13 protein-coding genes, 1 pseudogene and 1 riboswitch are annotated in these 16,115 nt (G+C 36.7%); of the genes and pseudogenes, 10 read left to right on the top strand and 4 right to left on the bottom strand.

The genetic code is table 11. The annotated features are described in order from the left end of the window. Positions 1–51 precede the first annotated feature (51 nt). Complete coding sequence (locus LO754_RS11710) at positions 52–600, bottom strand: GNAT family N-acetyltransferase (protein ID WP_024361631.1); 549 nt, start codon at positions 598–600, stop codon at positions 52–54. Between the two features lie 550 nt (positions 601–1,150). Between LO754_RS11710 and LO754_RS11705 the strand changes: the two genes are divergently transcribed. From LO754_RS11705 to LO754_RS11660, 10 genes are all read left to right on the top strand, one after another. Next, positions 1,151–1,915, top strand: coding sequence for a PAS domain-containing protein (locus LO754_RS11705; RefSeq protein WP_231784377.1), 765 nt, complete (start codon positions 1,151–1,153; stop codon positions 1,913–1,915). A 1-nt stretch (position 1,916) separates the two neighbouring features. Further along, a complete protein-coding gene (locus tag LO754_RS11700) occupies positions 1,917–3,257 on the top strand; it encodes a diguanylate cyclase domain-containing protein (RefSeq protein WP_231784376.1) in 1,341 nt (446 codons plus the stop codon). A 16-nt stretch (positions 3,258–3,273) separates the two neighbouring features. Next, on the top strand, positions 3,274–3,951 hold the full coding sequence (locus LO754_RS11695; protein ID WP_024361633.1) for a response regulator transcription factor: 678 nt from the start codon (positions 3,274–3,276) through the stop codon (positions 3,949–3,951). Next, positions 3,948–5,333, top strand: coding sequence for a sensor histidine kinase (locus LO754_RS11690; RefSeq protein WP_025219557.1), 1,386 nt, complete (start codon positions 3,948–3,950; stop codon positions 5,331–5,333). Before LO754_RS11695 ends, LO754_RS11690 begins: the two co-directional genes overlap by 4 nt. Before the next feature lie 232 nt (positions 5,334–5,565). Continuing rightward, a complete protein-coding gene (locus LO754_RS11685) occupies positions 5,566–8,388 on the top strand; it encodes a 2-oxoglutarate dehydrogenase E1 component (RefSeq protein WP_025219556.1) in 2,823 nt (940 codons plus the stop codon). Between the two features lie 91 nt (positions 8,389–8,479). Beyond that, on the top strand, positions 8,480–9,715 hold the full coding sequence (odhB, locus tag LO754_RS11680) for a 2-oxoglutarate dehydrogenase complex dihydrolipoyllysine-residue succinyltransferase (protein ID WP_108030306.1): 1,236 nt from the start codon (positions 8,480–8,482) through the stop codon (positions 9,713–9,715). A gap of 375 nt (positions 9,716–10,090) precedes the next feature. Beyond that, positions 10,091–10,276: riboswitch (Lysine riboswitch) on the top strand. A 119-nt stretch (positions 10,277–10,395) separates the two neighbouring features. Then, the gene (locus LO754_RS11675; RefSeq protein ID WP_108030307.1) at positions 10,396–11,250 is read left to right on the top strand and encodes a transporter substrate-binding domain-containing protein; all 855 of its coding nucleotides are present in this window, start codon (positions 10,396–10,398) and stop codon (positions 11,248–11,250) included. 284 nt (positions 11,251–11,534) lie between these two features. Beyond that, positions 11,535–12,260 (top strand): amino acid ABC transporter permease, encoded by a 726-nt coding sequence (locus LO754_RS11670; RefSeq protein ID WP_024361638.1) that lies wholly within the window; start codon positions 11,535–11,537, stop codon positions 12,258–12,260. 13 nt (positions 12,261–12,273) lie between these two features. Next, the gene (locus tag LO754_RS11665) at positions 12,274–13,005 is read left to right on the top strand and encodes an amino acid ABC transporter ATP-binding protein (protein WP_024361639.1); all 732 of its coding nucleotides are present in this window, start codon (positions 12,274–12,276) and stop codon (positions 13,003–13,005) included. A gap of 500 nt (positions 13,006–13,505) precedes the next feature. Further along, the gene (locus tag LO754_RS11660) at positions 13,506–13,703 is read left to right on the top strand and encodes a DUF6501 family protein (RefSeq protein WP_025219552.1); all 198 of its coding nucleotides are present in this window, start codon (positions 13,506–13,508) and stop codon (positions 13,701–13,703) included. 64 nt (positions 13,704–13,767) lie between these two features. Here the strand turns inward: LO754_RS11660 and LO754_RS11655 are convergent. From LO754_RS11655 to LO754_RS11645, 3 genes and pseudogenes are all read right to left on the bottom strand, one after another. After that, positions 13,768–14,740, bottom strand: a pseudogene (locus LO754_RS11655) (toxic anion resistance protein). 92 nt (positions 14,741–14,832) lie between these two features. Then, positions 14,833–15,483, bottom strand: a complete 651-nt coding sequence (locus LO754_RS11650; RefSeq protein ID WP_024361642.1) for a 5-bromo-4-chloroindolyl phosphate hydrolysis family protein — start codon at positions 15,481–15,483, stop codon at positions 14,833–14,835. A 267-nt stretch (positions 15,484–15,750) separates the two neighbouring features. Continuing rightward, complete coding sequence (locus LO754_RS11645; RefSeq protein WP_024361643.1) at positions 15,751–16,032, bottom strand: acylphosphatase; 282 nt, start codon at positions 16,030–16,032, stop codon at positions 15,751–15,753. Positions 16,033–16,115: the final 83 nt, after the last annotated feature.

The raw sequence follows: 16,115 nt of genomic DNA, 5'->3' as shown, positions 1-16,115 counted from the left end.
GCTATGTGTACTGTTATAATAAACAGTGCACATAGCTTTTTTTGTTGGTTATTACATTGCTTGTTCTTCGCCTTCTTGCGTTTGATTGGCAGTTGTTAGATAGAACAAGTCACGTGGTATTTTATATAGATTAAATTGTGCTTCTCCGCTGTTAACTTGTGCTAGTAATGTTGGGTGACTATCATTTGCACTTACAACATAAGGCAACTTTAAAGCGGCACGCTGTGATTTACTATTTTCTACTCGTATACGGAGGAAAACCGTATGGAAATTATAATCAAAAAATAATTCATTTAAGAAGAGCATTTTTGCTTTTTGGTTGTAACCTTGCCCTTGATAGGGGAGTCCTATCCACGTTCCGAGGAAGCCAGCACCGTCTTCCACATCATGAATGCTAATGGTGCCAATCGGTTGACCCCAATCATCAGTTATTGTCCTGGAGATAGCGAGCCCTCTCGCTTCTTCTTCGATTAGTTGCTTGGTCATAAACCAGTATTCGTCCGCAGATTGTGCCTTTTGGCGAACGAAGGGAAAAACAGATGGATGCGATAATAGCTCATAAAGCTCTGTACATTCATGTAGGTCTCGATGTTTAAGCATACGAAACGCCTCCTTTGCAAGGGTAGTTAAAACAATTCCGTTAAAGCATAAAGAATAAAACTAAAATTCGTACTGGAATTAAAAACCCAAAGAACTAGACGTTATAACTATGAAATCCATAATCTCCCGCTGTCTTACTGATTTTGCGACCATACCGAAAAATGGCTAGTTTTATTAATATAATATAACAAGTCTACTGCTTGGTGCAATCATTTTGCTCTTTTAAACGAAAATTAAGTTTAATTGTCAGTTAATTCAGAAAAAAGGTGAAAGATATCATTTCCCTACTTTTGTTATATATGATTTAAAGTCTATTAAAGTTATATGTTTCATAAAAATGACGAAAAAAAGTATTTCCTTAGTATCGTTTTGCCTTGTGAAAAGTGAAATATTATCAAATTTTACTCGAAAAAGGATAGAATCTTTCGTAATTCAACAAAGTTAAATGATTGTAAATATGTTATAATACTAGTGTAATTTTTATTTTATAAATAAATACATTTATAACGAATTTATATATATATGTGACTTTATAATGGGGAGTGACATCATGGAATATCTTTTAAGCGAAAAACTATTCAATCAACTATTTATTGGAGAAGATTTCGTCTATTTAATGAAAAGAGTTGGAGACGATTATCAATATATTCGCTTAAATCAAGCTGCCCAAGCACTGTTATCCAATAACGCCATTGGAAAAATGCTATCTGCTGTTACTTCTAGTCGGAATTTTGTCATTATTCAAGAAAATTATCATCGAGCAATCGCTCAACATCAGCAGGTCGATTACGTCGATTATGCCTATGTTGAATCGGAAGTGCGAAAATATGAGACATCTGTCCGCCCGATTAAAGACGGAAATGAATACTATATTTTAGCTATTACAAAAGAAATCTTATATGACAGAAGTGTTGAAGATAAGTTTTTATTTATGCGGTCTATTTTTGACCACGCTTTTTTTTCAACCGTTATTTTATCTGCTGAAGGTACTATATTTGAAGTAAATACAAGCTTCATGGAAGATTTTGATTTGGATAACGATATGGTGAAACATCAGCCATTTATCGATTTGCCCATCATTCCAAAAGAGGAAATAGAAAAAATACAAGACTATTTACAAAGAGCAGCAATGGGGGAAAATATTGCAGAGAAGCTTATTAAATTACATACGTTGGATCAACAGGAGCGCATGTATTTAGTATCAATGTCACCAGTAATGCAAGGAGACAATTCCTTTGCTATTTTCTTAATCATGCAAGATTTTACGCAATTCACAGAACAACATACGCATTGCGTTCGACATCCCATACTTTGAAGTGTACAAGGCAGCTTTAAATTCTGCCACTTCCATTGCTATTTTAGATATCGAAGGAAAAATCGTGGAAGTAAATGATTTATTTTTAAATGCTTCGGGATTTACAGCCAGTGAATTGCTAGGTCATCCTTATGACCTTATTGAACCCCGTAATAATAAAAAAAGCGTGTTTCAAGCAATCAATGAAACCCTGGCATTAGGAGAGGTGTGGCGAGGTGAGCTGTGCTACCGCACTAAATATCATGCAGACTATTGGGTAGAGGCTGCTATTGTGCCCTTGAAAAATGAATTTGGCCAAGTGGAGCAATATTTATCCATTAACTATGATATTACGGACAAGAAAAGAATGTTAACGGAATTAAAAAATATTGAACGGACATTCCGATTAATTACTGAAAATACAAATGATTTAATTGTCATCTTAAATGAAGATGGTATCATTATTTATGCCTCACCGTCTTACAGAATGTATTTAGGTTACGCAATTGTTGAATTACAAGGCCAGTTTTACAGTGATATTATTGATGAGCAAAGTAAACCAGCGTGGCAAGCGTTTCTAAATGATTTTACAGAGAAGACTGATACACAATTTGAGCTATTGCTTCAAGGGAAAGATGGTACACCAGTTTGGACAGAAGGAAATGTAACGGTCGTTCATGATACAGAACGCGAAACAATCTCACAAATTATTATGGTTTCACGTGAAATTACCCATCGTAAAGAACGAGAAAATGATTTACTTTATCTTGCTTATCATGATAGTTTAACGCAGCTACCGAATCGAAGGTATCTAACAAAGGAATTTCCCAAAATACTGATGGACGCACATGCCAAAAACGCTTGTATTGCCATGTTATATATTGATGGAGATGACTTTAAAGATGTAAATGATCAATTCGGACATGATATGGGGGATGATTTTATCCGCAAATTTGGTAATGTGTTAATTACCTCTGTGCGTAGTCACGATCTTGTTATTCGAATGGGTGGGGACGAATTTATCATTATTTTAACAGGTTTAACGCGTAAACCTGAAGCAAGGCAAGGTCAAATGATGCATATCATTAACCGTATTCGCAATGAATTAAAAAAAGGTTGGACAATCGAAAATCATTTCTTTGCACCTACTGCCTCTATAGGAATTGCCTATTATCCAGACCATGCAACTACATTAGAGGAGCTAATGGATTTAGCAGACCAAGCATTATATAAAGCAAAGGAAAGTGGGAAAAACAATTTATTTATAACTAACCACTTTAAAATAAGTCTGTACAAACGAGTATTTACTTGTGGTACAGGCTTTTTAAATGATGTTATGCTAGAAAAGAAGTTATTAGATTGAAATAGAAGGTGATTAGATGCCTAAAAAAATACTATTGGTAGAAGATGAAAAACATATCGCTCGTTTTGTTGAACTGGAGTTACAGCATGAAAGCTATGATGTGACCGTAGCCTTTGATGGGCGGGAAGGTCTTGCACTTGCTACAACAGAAAACTATGATGTTCTATTATTAGATGTCATGCTGCCGGGGATTAATGGAATTGAGATTTGTCGCCGCGTTCGTACGCAGTCTCAAGTACCCATTATTTTACTTACTGCGAGAGATGCAGTGATGGATCGAGTTGCAGGTTTAGACGCAGGAGCCGATGATTACATCGTGAAGCCTTTTGCCATTGAAGAATTACTGGCACGTATACGTACCATTTTACGCCGTGTGGAGCCTAATGAAAAAATGGTGGGTCATACATTACGTTTTCGAGATATTGAAATCGATATTGATGCATATGAGGTATTGGTGCAAGGGCAAAGACTTGATCTTACAAAAACCGAATATGATTTGTTGAAGTTATTAATAGAACATAAAAACCGCGTATGTACAAGAGAGCTTATATTAACTTCTGTCTGGGGGTATGATGCAGATATTGAGACAAATGTGGTGGATGTATACATCCGTCATCTAAGGACAAAACTACCTGGTGATTTAAATGCCTATATCGAAACCGTACGTGGGGTAGGATACGTGATGCGTGAATGAATAAAATAAAAGCCTATTTCAGCAATCTTTCTTTGCAAAGAAAGTGGATGTTGACATCGAGTGCGGTCATTTTTATTAGCTACGCTATAATTTGTATCGTCGTCTATGTTTCACTGCATACTTGGCTACTAAATGATGAAGTTAGTAAAGTGAAACGAACTAGAGATGATGTCGCTTCATTTTTAGAATCACAAGGACCCAATATATCTATCCAACAAATCCAGCAAAATACAGGATTATTAAAATCGATAGTTGATCGCGATCAAACGGTTAGACTATATAATAATGATGGTATTGAAATTTTGCGAATTAATAATGCCTCCAAAGCTGCACCTCTTTCTCCCATGCAGAAAATTGTGCAAATGACCATTGATAAAAAAGAGGCATATGTCGTCAATGAGCCAATAAAGCTTGGTTTTTTTCAAGTATATATTCAAGTGATTCATCCGTTAACACGTTTTGAATCCTTAATGCGTTATTTATTGACCGCCATGCTTATAGCAGGAGTCGGCGCATTGTTCCTTTCAGGTTCCATTGGGTATTATTTAGCGAATTATTTAACGAAGCCACTTCATGCATTGCGTGCATCAATGAAAACTGTAATGGACCAAGGTTTTAATGAACCAATACAGCTATCCTACTCATCACAAGATGAAATTGGTGACTTATTGAAAATGTACAATGCAATGATGAATGAGCTACAAATATCATTTGCTCAACAGCAGCAATTTGTTGCGGATGCTTCTCACGAACTGCGGACACCTATTCAAGCAATTGAAGGCCATCTCTCACTACTCAAGCGGTGGGGTAAGGATGATCCAGTGATTCTAGAAGAATCGATAGATACGTCATTAACGGAAATTACTAGGATGCGAAAAATGATTGAAGAGTTGCTTGAACTCGCACGACGTGAAGAGAAAGATGACACCAGTGAAGCAAATCCGGTCGCGGTCATTGAAGGTGTCATAAGTGAAATGGCGAAATTGTACCCGAATGCAACTATTACGCTGTCGAAAAATGACGAAATAGGGGCTGTCTTTATAACACCGAATGCTCTTGCTCAAGTAATTCGCAATATAGTAGAAAATGCCATTCGTTATTGTGAAAAAGTTCCGGAAGTAAATATTTCCCTTTTTGTGAAGGGTGAAAAAGTAGAATTTCAAATAACAGATAATGGGATTGGAATAGCTGAAAAAAACCTTCCCTATATTTTTGATCGTTTTTACCGTGTAGATGAAGCAAGAAATCGTCAAATTGGCGGTACAGGCTTAGGGCTAAGTATTTCTAAAATGTTACTTGAAAAATATAATGCTTCAATAGAAGTCAAGAGTGAAGTAAATGTTGGAACCGTTTTCTTGTTGAAGATACCGCTAAAATATTAAGAAAAATACACGCTTTATTTAAGAATTTTAGCCTTCGAGAAAAAAATTGCTTAATTTGCTAAAAAGAGTTGTATTTTCTGTGAAGAGTAGTAAGATTGAGATGGAAAAAACGTTCTTTAAATTATGGATAAGTTGTGTCAAACATCCTTTTAATGAGCGGGAAAATATTATATAATTAATTGTAATTTAATTAATGGAACTGCCGATAGGCAAAATTTGGAGGTCATTTTTCATGTCGAACAACGTTACAACTGTAAGTTCTCCATGGTCAGCTTTCTCTGGTCCTAACTTAGGATATGTGATGGAGCAATACGACTTATTCTTACAGTCTCCTGAAGAAGTAGAACCGGAGTTAGTATCATTATTCCAACAATTTGGTGCACCAGTCGTAGTAGAAGGTGATGTAGCTGTAGTAAGTGGTTCAGCAGCTCCTGCTGGCGATTATAAAAAGGTATTGGCAGCTGTTAAATTAGCTGATGCAATTCGTTCACAAGGACATTTAGCAGCAGATATTTATCCTTTGAAAAATCGTGCACTTCAAACAGCGCAAATTGAAGAAAGTGCGTTCAACTTAAGTCCTGCGGATTTAGCAGAAATTCCTGCTGCTATCTTCTTCAAAGATGTGCCAGCGGGCGTGAAAAATGGTAAGGATGCAATTGATTATTTAAAATCTGTTTATACAGATAAAATAGCTTTTGAATATGGGCATGTTGTCGTAACTGAAGAACGTGATTGGATTCAAACTCAAATTGAATCTGGTTCTTTAAAACAAGCACTATCTTCAGATGAGAAAAAAGCGTTATTAGACCGTTTAACACGTGTTGAGAACTTTGAGAAATTTATTCACAAAACATTTGTTGGTCAAAAACGTTTCTCAGGTGAAGGTTTAGATACTCAAATCGTCCTTTTTGATGAAATTTTAAAAACAGTAGAAGCGAACAAAGTAGAAAATGTTCGTATTGGTATGGCACACCGTGGTCGTCTAAATGTGCTAACACATATTTTAAATAAGCCATATGACATGATGTTCTCTGACTTTGCACATGTTTCAAACGATTTATTTATGCCAGAGCACGGTCGACTTGAAATTACAAAAGGTTGGACTGGTGATGTGAAATACCACATGGGTGCTTCTTATACACGTGAATCAGGTATGAATGTCAAACTAGCGTATAACCCTTCACACTTAGAAGTTGGAAATCCGGTAGTATTAGGTTCTACTCGTGCAACACAAGATGAGACATCTAAGCCAGGGCAAGCTGTGCATAACCCAGCAAAAGGACTAGGTATTCTTGTGCATGGTGACGCTGCATTCCCAGGTCAAGGTATTGTAACAGAAGTGTTAAACTATTCTAAAACTGAAGGTTTCTCAACTGGTGGTACAATTCATATCATTGCGAACAATATGATTGGTTTCACTACGGAACTACAAGACTCACGTTCATCTGTTTATTCTTCTGACCCAGCAAAAGGTTACGAAGTACCAGTTGTACATGTTAATGCAGATAGCCCAGAAGCTGTAGCACAAGTAGGTCGTTTTGCTGCTAACTATCGCCAAAAATTCGGTAAAGATATTATTGTTGACTTAATTGGTTACCGTCGACATGGTCACAATGAAACAGATGACCCAACTGTAACAAATCCAGAAACATATAAACTTGTTGCAAAACATGATACAATTCGTACATTGTATGGTGCGCAATTAGTGTCTGAAGGCCTAGTTACTGCTGATGAAGTAGCAGCACTTGATGCAGCAATCTATGCTGAAATGCAAGTGGCTTACGATCATGTAAAAGAAATGGCAGCTAAAGATGAACATAAACAGATAGAGATGCCAGAAGAATTAAAAATTGAATTCCCACAAATTGATACAGCAGTAGGTGCTGAACGTTTACAAACAATAAACGAAGAACTTTTAGTGTTTGAACAAAACTTCGAGCCACAAAAGAAATTAGGTAAAATTTTAGAAAAACGTCGCGATGCATTTACTTCTGCTAAAATTGACTGGGGTCATGCTGAAACATTAGCATATGCAACAATTATTCAAGATGGCACACCTGTTCGTTTTACTGGTCAAGATGCGCAACGTGGTACATTCTCACAACGTCATTTAGTATTACATGACAAAAATAACGGCAATGTATTTACACCACTTCACCATATCTCAGGTGCAAATGCTTCATTTACAGTTCACAACTCTCCATTAACTGAAGCTGGAGTTGTAGGCTTTGAATACGGTTACAATCTAGAAAAAGGCAATGTTTTATCTGTTTGGGAAGCACAATTTGGTGACTTTGCAAACATGGCACAGGTGATGTTTGATAACTTCATTTCAGGTGCACGTTCTAAATGGGGTCAAAAATCAGGCTTTGTCATCCTTTTACCACATGGTTATGAAGGTCAAGGTCCTGAACACTCTTCAAGTCGTATGGAACGTTATTTACAAATGTCAGCAGAAAATAACTGGTTTGTTGCGAACTGCTCGAATGCAGGTAACTACTACCACTTATTACGCCGTCAAGCAGCAATGTTAGAAACAGAGGGTGTACGCCCATTAGTTGTTGTATCACCAAAATCTTTACTTCGTCATCCATTGGCAGCAGCAAGTGCTGAGCAATTAGCAGATGGTTCATTCCAAGAAGTAATTGAGCAACCAGGATTAGGTACAAAAACGGAATCTGTTGAGCGTATTGTATTAGGTACTGGTAAAGTAATGATCGATTTAGCAGACCGCGTAAAAGATGGAGAAGGCTTCGATCACTTACACATTGTGCGTGTAGAACAACTTTACCCATTCCCAACAGCGCAAGTAGCTGATATTATTGCTAAGTATCCAAATGTAAAAGAAATTGCATGGGTGCAAGAAGAACCTAAAAACCAAGGTGCTTGGAATTACGCATTAGAAACATTATATGAGCTATCTGAAGGTAAAAAGCTTCGTTATGTAGGTCGTCCTGCAATGAGCTCAACTTCAGAAGGCGATGCAGATTCTCATAAAGCAGCTCAGTCTGCTGTCATTGAAGAAGCAGTGGCTGAAACGGTTAAAGTTAAATAAACATATCAACATTACTGGAAGCTGGGCTACTTGCCTAAGGCGGTAGCCCTTTTATGTGCATTATGCACGTTAATCAAAGGAGGAAATGAAAGTGGCTGAAATTAAAGTCCCTGAATTAGCAGAATCGATTACAGAAGGTAGTATTGCACAGTGGGTTAAAAAAGTGGGCGACCGCGTGGAAAAAGGTGAATTTATCGTTGAACTTGAAACAGATAAAGTAAACGCTGAAATCATCTCTGAAGAAGCTGGCGTACTAACACAAATTTTAGCTGAAGAAGGCGATACTGTTCTTGTAGGTCAAGTAATCGCAGTTGTAGAAGCTGGCGAAGGTGCAGCACCAGCACCAGTTGCAGCAGCACCAGTTGCAGCAGCTCCAACACCAGCAGCGCCACAAGCAGCAGCTCCAACACCAGCACCAGTTGTAGAAGAAACTTCAGGTGAGCGTGTCATTGCGTCTCCTGCAGCACGTAAACTTGCTCGTGAAAAAGGTATTGACCTTGCAGCTGTATCTCCAGTAGATCCACAAGGCCGTGTACGTGTTCAAGACGTTGCAGCTCATGGTACAGCACCAGTAGTAGCGCCACAAGCAGCGCCAGCAGCACCAAAAGCAGTAGTAGCTGTTGACGAATCTCGTGTTACAATTGAAAAAATGAGCCGTCGTCGTCAAACAATTGCTAAACGTCTATTAGAAGTGAAGCAATCAACTGCTATGCTTACAACATTCAATGAAGTAGATATGACAAACGTAATGGCATTACGTTCACGTAAAAAAGAACAATTCTTTGAGTCAACTGGCTCTAAGCTTGGTTTCATGTCATTCTTCACAAAAGCAGTAGTAGCTGCACTTAAAAAATACCCATATGTGAATGCTCAAATCGTTGGCGATGAAATTCACTTAAATAACTTCTTTGATATTGGTGTAGCTGTATCAACTGAAGAAGGTTTAGTAGTACCAGTTGTTCGCGATGCTGACCGTAAAAACTTTGCTGAAATTGAAGATTCAATTGCAGATTTAGCTAAAAAAGCTCGCGATAAAAAATTAGGTATCGCTGATCTTCAAGGCGGTTCATTCACGATTACAAATGGTGGTGTATTCGGTTCATTAATGTCAACACCTATTATGAACGGTACTCAAGCTGCTATTTTAGGTATGCACTCAATTAAAAAACGTCCAGTAGAAGTGAACGGTGAAGTAGAAATTCGTCCTATGATGTACTTAGCACTATCTTATGACCACCGCATTATCGATGGTAAAGATTCTGTAGGCTTCCTTAAAACAGTTAAAGAATTACTTGAAAATCCAGAAGATTTATTATTAAATTCTTAATACAGAAAAATATGTGTTCAAGCCCTGCAAATTTAACGGTTTGCAGGGCTTTTTGTTGTCCCTGTATAGGGAAGCTTCGGTTCTCAAGGAATAGACGAAATTTCGCCTTATACAATTGGTCTAAAGGCTTTTAAATGTAGAGAAATACTGAATCTTTTGTATTGTCGGTAGTATTGAACATGATAATATTTTATGGAAAAATATTAAATAATAATTACAACACTTCTACTTTCTTAGATGTAATTTATGGATTTAAGAAGGATAATAACCTAATTTTGTAATTAGTCAGAAAAATGATAAAACTATCTTGACGAATAGACTAGCTTTATAGTAATATCTAAATATCAATTAAATAAACAAACCTCACTGTTATCTATGTGAGGTAGAGGCGCGGTATTTATTAGTCCATTGCTGAGTTAAAGCAAGCGAAGACGTAATGGAGAAGGAAATATCGCCGAAGTATAAAAGGAGCTCGTACTTTTATGCTGGGTCTGCAGTGAATAAGTGCAGGACTGTCCTAGTAAATCTAATTCCAGTTTACTAGGTTGTGCTATCTCAGAATGATGGAAATTATAGTGAGGATTTGGGCAACTGTCAATAAAAGGTAAGACCTAAGTTCAAAACTTAGGTCTTTTTTTGTACAGTTGCTTTATTTTTTTTACAGAAAAGGGGAGTTTTAGATGAAAAGAAAATGGTTGCTATTTATGTTAACGGCAATGACAGCGATTTTGTTAGCAGCTTGTGGTGCTGGAGACAAATCGGAAGACAAAGCATCAGGTGATGCGGCGAAAGAAGAAACAGGTGGAGAATTCCGCATAGGTATGGAAGCAGGTTATCCTCCATTTAACTGGACACAGCAAGATGATTCAAATGGTGCAGTAAAAATTGCTGATAATGCAGAATATGCAGGCGGCTATGATGTACAAATGGCGAAAAAGATTGCTGAAGGTTTAGGAAAAGAATTAGTTATTGTCAAAATGGAATGGGATGGTTTAGTTCCAGCACTACAATCCAAAAAAATTGATGCGATTGTAGCGGGGATGTCTCCAACTAAAGAACGTAAACAAACAATTGATTTTACAGAAAACTACTATACTTCTGATTTCGTCATGGTAATTAAAAAAGGTAGTAAATACGAAGATGCAAAATCTATTCAAGATTTCTCAGGTGCAAAAGTTACTTCACAGTTAAATACGTCTAACTACAATGTAATTGATCAAATTAAAGGCGTAGAAAAACAAACAGCAATGGAGAATTTCTCTGCAATGCGTGTCGCTTTAGAAGCAGGCAAAATTGATGGTTATGTAGCAGAGCGTCCAGAAGGTATTTCTGCTGCAGCAGCGAATGACAAATTTACATTTGTATCATTCGAAGAAGGCTTTGATACAGATATTTCAAATACTTCAATTGCAGTTGGTTTACGTAAAGGTGATGCAAGTCTAGATAAAATCAATGAAATCCTAAAAGGTATTTCAGAAGATGATCGCCAAAAAATTATGGAAGAAGCAATTCTTCAACAACCTGCAGCACAGTAATTTCGTTGAGGTTGCGCCAAAATGGAAAATAGTATACTGGAAGTATTTCTAGTATGCTATTTTTTGATATAAAAGTATGAATCCTTGGAAATAAAAAGGATTTTTATTAAGCGGTGCAGCCTCAATCATTTTCGTTTATATAGAAGGGTAGCACCTTCTGATAAATGCTCATGTCTATGGTGTGTATCACATAATTTGAATAAAGCAACATCATTCAAATGAAGAGATGATTTCGCTAAGGCATATTTGATATCAAGCAACAACGCGTTGTTAGGAGGAACATCATGAGTTTAGATTGGATCATTTCTATAATAGAAAACAACTGGCAAATGTTTTTACGAGGTGCGTATTATACATTACTTATTTCAATTATCAGTACAGTCATTGGTGCATTTATCGGATTTTTTATTGGGATTATGCATACCATTCCAGTACGTAAAAAGGGTATAAAATATTATGTATTAAAATGTGTTAATTTTATACTGACATGCTATGTAGAATTTTTCCGTGGTACACCAATGATTGTACAAGCAATGGTAGTATTTTACGGACTAGATATTGCTTTTGGGATTGATATGCACTTTATTACGGCAGGTATTTTAGTCGTTTCGCTTAATACAGGTGCTTATATGGCAGAAATTGTTCGTGGAGGGATTGTTTCCATTGATAAAGGACAGTACGAAGCTGCTTCTGCTATTGGGATGGGACATGTACAAATAATGATGTATGTCGTATTACCACAAGTTGCGCGTAATATTTTACCGGCGACAGGCAACCAATTAATTATGAATATTAAAGATACGGCTGTTTTAAGTGTGATTGGCGTAACGGAACTATTTTTCCAAACGAAATCAATATCAGGTAATAACTTCCGCTATTTCGAATCATTCTTTGTTGCATGTGTGCTGTACTTTATCATGACATTTACGGCATCAAGAATATTATTATACGTTGAAAAACGCCTTGATGGACCGGATGCTTATCAAAAAGAATTAAAGGAAATTGACTAAGGGGGACGAACAAATGGCAATCATTCAAATAGAGCATTTAAGTAAATCATTTGGACGTAACCAAGTGTTGAAAGATGTGAATTTTAAAGTAGAAAAAGGAGAGGTTGTATGCTTAATCGGTTCATCAGGTTCCGGTAAATCAACACTCTTACGTTGCATTAATTTACTTGAAACGCCAAATGGTGGCGAAATTATTTATAAAGGGGAAAATATTTTAAACGAAAAGCATAATATTAAAGCTTATCGTACCCATTTAGGAATGGTTTTCCAACAGTTTAATTTATTTAACAATCATAATGTGTTAAAAAATTGTACAGTAGGGCAAGTAAAGGTGCTCAAACGTTCAAAAGATGAAGCAGAGAAAACAGCCTTGAAATATCTGAAAATCGTCGGTATGGATCAATACGTCAATGCTAAGCCACGTCAACTTTCTGGTGGTCAAAAGCAACGTGTAGCGATTGCGCGGGCATTATCGATGAATCCAGATGTAATGCTATTTGATGAACCAACATCTGCGCTAGACCCAGAAATGGTCGGGGAAGTCTTAAAAGTTATGCGAGAGTTGGCGGATTCAGGAAATACGATGTTAATCGTAACACATGAAATGGAGTTTGCGAAGGAAGTTGCAGATCGTGTTGTATTTATGGATAAAGGGGTAATTGTGGAAGAGGGGCCACCATCGAAGGTGCTAGTAAACCCAGAACATGAACGTACAAAAGAGTTTTTAAAACGAACGCTGAAGTAAGTGTAGCGTTCGTTTATCTTCAGCATCAATGGATTTCAGTCCGTGCTGACACTTGATAATGCTTCAGTCACATCTGTAATAGGAAAGCACTCCGTATCGGAAATCTACATGTAAAATGTAATAGCACTAGGCAAGCCCCACCATGAAAAGTCGTGGTAGGGCTTACGAGTGCTAGGAAAGTATTTTTAAAGTAAAAACAAGTTTCGACAGTCTTAAGGGAGTTCCATAACATATGGACTCATTTATTTTCTAGAATTCCATTCTGCATATAAAATAAAACAAATGGCAAATGCAACAGCGATGATAAAAAACCATTGCGGAACACCACCAAAACTCATAACAACACCTCTAGTATCATTTTATTAGGGTAAATGTGTAAATAAAACGTCATTAAGTACAAAATATAGACTTCTATAGTTTTTTCTCCACAAAAGAGCTAAAATCGTATAAAATAAACAATAGACGTTAGCTAAGTGCTAGTAAAGAGAGGTAGAGAAATTATGTTACATTTAAAATGGAAAGATGCGCCAACACTTCGTACGGTTACTTGCAAACATACGAATGCATCAAAATATTTAGTATCCAACGTATTAACAGTAGGAAAAGAGTATGAAGTGAAAAATGAAACAGAAGAGTTCATTTTCATTATTGACAACACGGGTAATATCGGTGGTTACTACAAAGAGTATTTCGCATAAAATGAGTAGGGGTGTCACAGAGAACTTCTGAGACACCCCTTTATATATTTAGCGACCCAGTATATTATTCCTTCGTTGTTTTTTTCATCCCAGCAACATCTAGTTGTAAATGTTGTCTATCCTGTTCTGTCGCAGTATGCAAAGCAAAAACATCTTGAATGGCCTTTTTAAGCTCCTGCTGTGTTTCTTTAAATTTCATTACTTGCTGTTCAAAAGTAGGACTAGTAAAGCGCTCGTTTGTTCGTGCCAGTCTTTCTTCCAATTGATTGTAATGATGATCCATATTCATGGATAACATCATAGCCAATTGATTTTTCCAAAGAGGAATGAGTGTCACAATTGAAAACTCTATTTTCTCAGCAAGCGTTTGATTAGCTTGTTGAATCATGCGTATTTGAGGGCAGTTTGTAATGCAACCTGCTGGGACACTTGTAAATCATAAATACGTTGGTCGAGTCTTTCCAGTTGTGCTGTGAAATCATTGAGCTGTTGAATAGCTAGCGGTTGTTTAGTTGTTTGTACAATATCCACTTTTGTAGGTAACTCTACTTCAATGGCTTGCTGTTTTTTCATCAGTCCAGCTGCAATGGCAGTTGCAAGCTCTTCAAAAATCCTCTATTGTGTGCATATAGCTGTTCTAACATTTCTACGTCTTTTAACAGTTGTAGTTGAGCACGTTCGAGTTGAACACCAATTCGTTCGACTTGAATACTAATGCGTTCAAATTCCGTTAATGTTTGTTTGACGCTAGGACTCGTTTTACCGAACATTTTTTTAAAGAAGGAAGGTTTTTTTGGCTCTAGTGCCGCAGGGTCTACACGGTCTAATGTTTGCATTAAGGAATCTAGCATTTGACCAATTTTTGTGACATCTTTATCCTTCACTTGGGCAAGCATACGATCTGCAAATTGAGAGACTGCACGTTGAGAGTCTTGACCTAATGATAATACGGATTCAAAACTACTTAGGTCAATTTGACTTGCATATAAAAGTGCACGACTTTGGGCAAGAGGTGACAATGTCTCATAGGTCTCCATCGCTTCTTGATTTGACGATGCTAAATAGCTTTGTACAAGAGGTGAGATTCCTTGCAATGAATCTAAATGGACGAAAGCATCTCTGTTAGCTGTCATTTTTCCTCGCCTCGCCATTCCAATTGTTCTTTCCGTTTTAAATTGGAACGGTTTGCGAATTCAATTTCCATTTGAAGATGATCGATATCATTAGAGAGAGCATCCTTTAAGTCAATTTGAAACGTGGAATTTAAATCCGCTAATGTTTCACGCGTTTTTGATAATGTAATTTGGATTTCTTTATCTTTGACAGGCTGTTTTGACAACATAGTATACTTTTCAGTCAATTCAACAGCAGAAGGAAGATGCGCATAGAAAAATGGCTCCACATTGTAAAACTTTCTTGGATCAGTTTTGACAATTTTGATAATGTTTTTTGAAATACGTGTCATTTCGAGTAATTGCTTAAAGGCTGACACGGAACGTACTCGTAAATAGTTTTGGCTTAATGTTTGAATATGTTTGTTAGCTGTCGATAGCTGTAAGTCAATATGTTTATACTCATCCTTTGTAATTCCTGCTATATGCATAACTTTTCTTTTTTGATTTAGTTTTAGCAATGTTGTGCTCGTTGCATAGGTGCCAGCGAACAAACAACCACCAAGGAAGAATCCTGGGTTTGCCGCAAACGCTGTAATAGAAACAGTTGATAGAGAAATTAAAAGGCTAGCGGTATGTCTTGAGAAAAACTGTCCGATACTGAGCATCGTTTCTTCCTCCTTGCTTTTCAATATGTCTATCTTTTAATACGTTAAAATCGACATAAAGTTTCAATAATTATCTTAAGACTTACATAAATTTTACTGCTAATTGCTAAGTTTCTCAATAAATACACTTGTCTAATGAGTAGAATTCACATTTTGCTAGGCGTGTATTCTTTATAGTATGTTCGATTTATAGAAGACCATTAGCAAAAGTCCGTCACTTACTGTTTTTTCTTGTGTAAAATGACAAGTAGAAAAAAGAAGTCAGACTTAAACAATGTCCGACTCCATACGTACATAACCTTTTAAATCGTCGAAAAGTTCTAAAGCAAAAGAATTTGAATCTGCTTGTAGGCTAACACCCTTTTGAACAAATAGTAGAAATTCATCAATTGCTTTTTTTGAACCTTCTACCTCTACTTCTATTTGCTCTTGAGCATTCAACTTGCAATACCCTTTCAAGCCTAATTCTATCGCTTTTTGTTTGATAAAAAAGCGATATCCTGTTCCATAAACATCTCCGAAAAATTTAATCAGCGCTCTCTTGTTCACGCTAAAACCTCCCAAAAGTAGAGGAGGGTAGTCCCTCCACCTTACTGCATAACACGTTCTTTTTCCAAGTACGCAATTAAATT

Origin of the sequence: Lysinibacillus sp. GJ-1, assembly GCF_021166035.1 — a bacterium.
Lineage (GTDB): Bacteria > Bacillota > Bacilli > Bacillales_A > Planococcaceae > Lysinibacillus > Lysinibacillus sphaericus.
This window is presented reverse-complemented; position numbering and strand designations above follow the sequence as displayed.

Excerpts from the sequence above, each read along its gene's own strand:
- LO754_RS11685 (WP_025219556.1), top strand. The coding sequence starts at position 5,566 with ATGTCGAACAACGTTACAACTGTAAGTTCTCCATGGTCAGCTTTCTCT.
- LO754_RS11660 (WP_025219552.1), top strand. The coding sequence starts at position 13,506 with ATGTTACATTTAAAATGGAAAGATGCGCCAACACTTCGTACGGTTACT.
- LO754_RS11705 (WP_231784377.1), top strand. The coding sequence starts at position 1,151 with ATGGAATATCTTTTAAGCGAAAAACTATTCAATCAACTATTTATTGGA.
- LO754_RS11690 (WP_025219557.1), top strand. The coding sequence starts at position 3,948 with ATGAATAAAATAAAAGCCTATTTCAGCAATCTTTCTTTGCAAAGAAAG.
- LO754_RS11665 (WP_024361639.1), top strand. The coding sequence starts at position 12,274 with ATGGCAATCATTCAAATAGAGCATTTAAGTAAATCATTTGGACGTAAC.
- LO754_RS11650 (WP_024361642.1), bottom strand. The coding sequence starts at position 15,483 with ATGCTCAGTATCGGACAGTTTTTCTCAAGACATACCGCTAGCCTTTTA.
- LO754_RS11695 (WP_024361633.1), top strand. The coding sequence starts at position 3,274 with ATGCCTAAAAAAATACTATTGGTAGAAGATGAAAAACATATCGCTCGT.
- LO754_RS11675 (WP_108030307.1), top strand. The coding sequence starts at position 10,396 with ATGAAAAGAAAATGGTTGCTATTTATGTTAACGGCAATGACAGCGATT.
- LO754_RS11670 (WP_024361638.1), top strand. The coding sequence starts at position 11,535 with ATGAGTTTAGATTGGATCATTTCTATAATAGAAAACAACTGGCAAATG.
- LO754_RS11710 (WP_024361631.1), bottom strand. The coding sequence starts at position 600 with ATGCTTAAACATCGAGACCTACATGAATGTACAGAGCTTTATGAGCTA.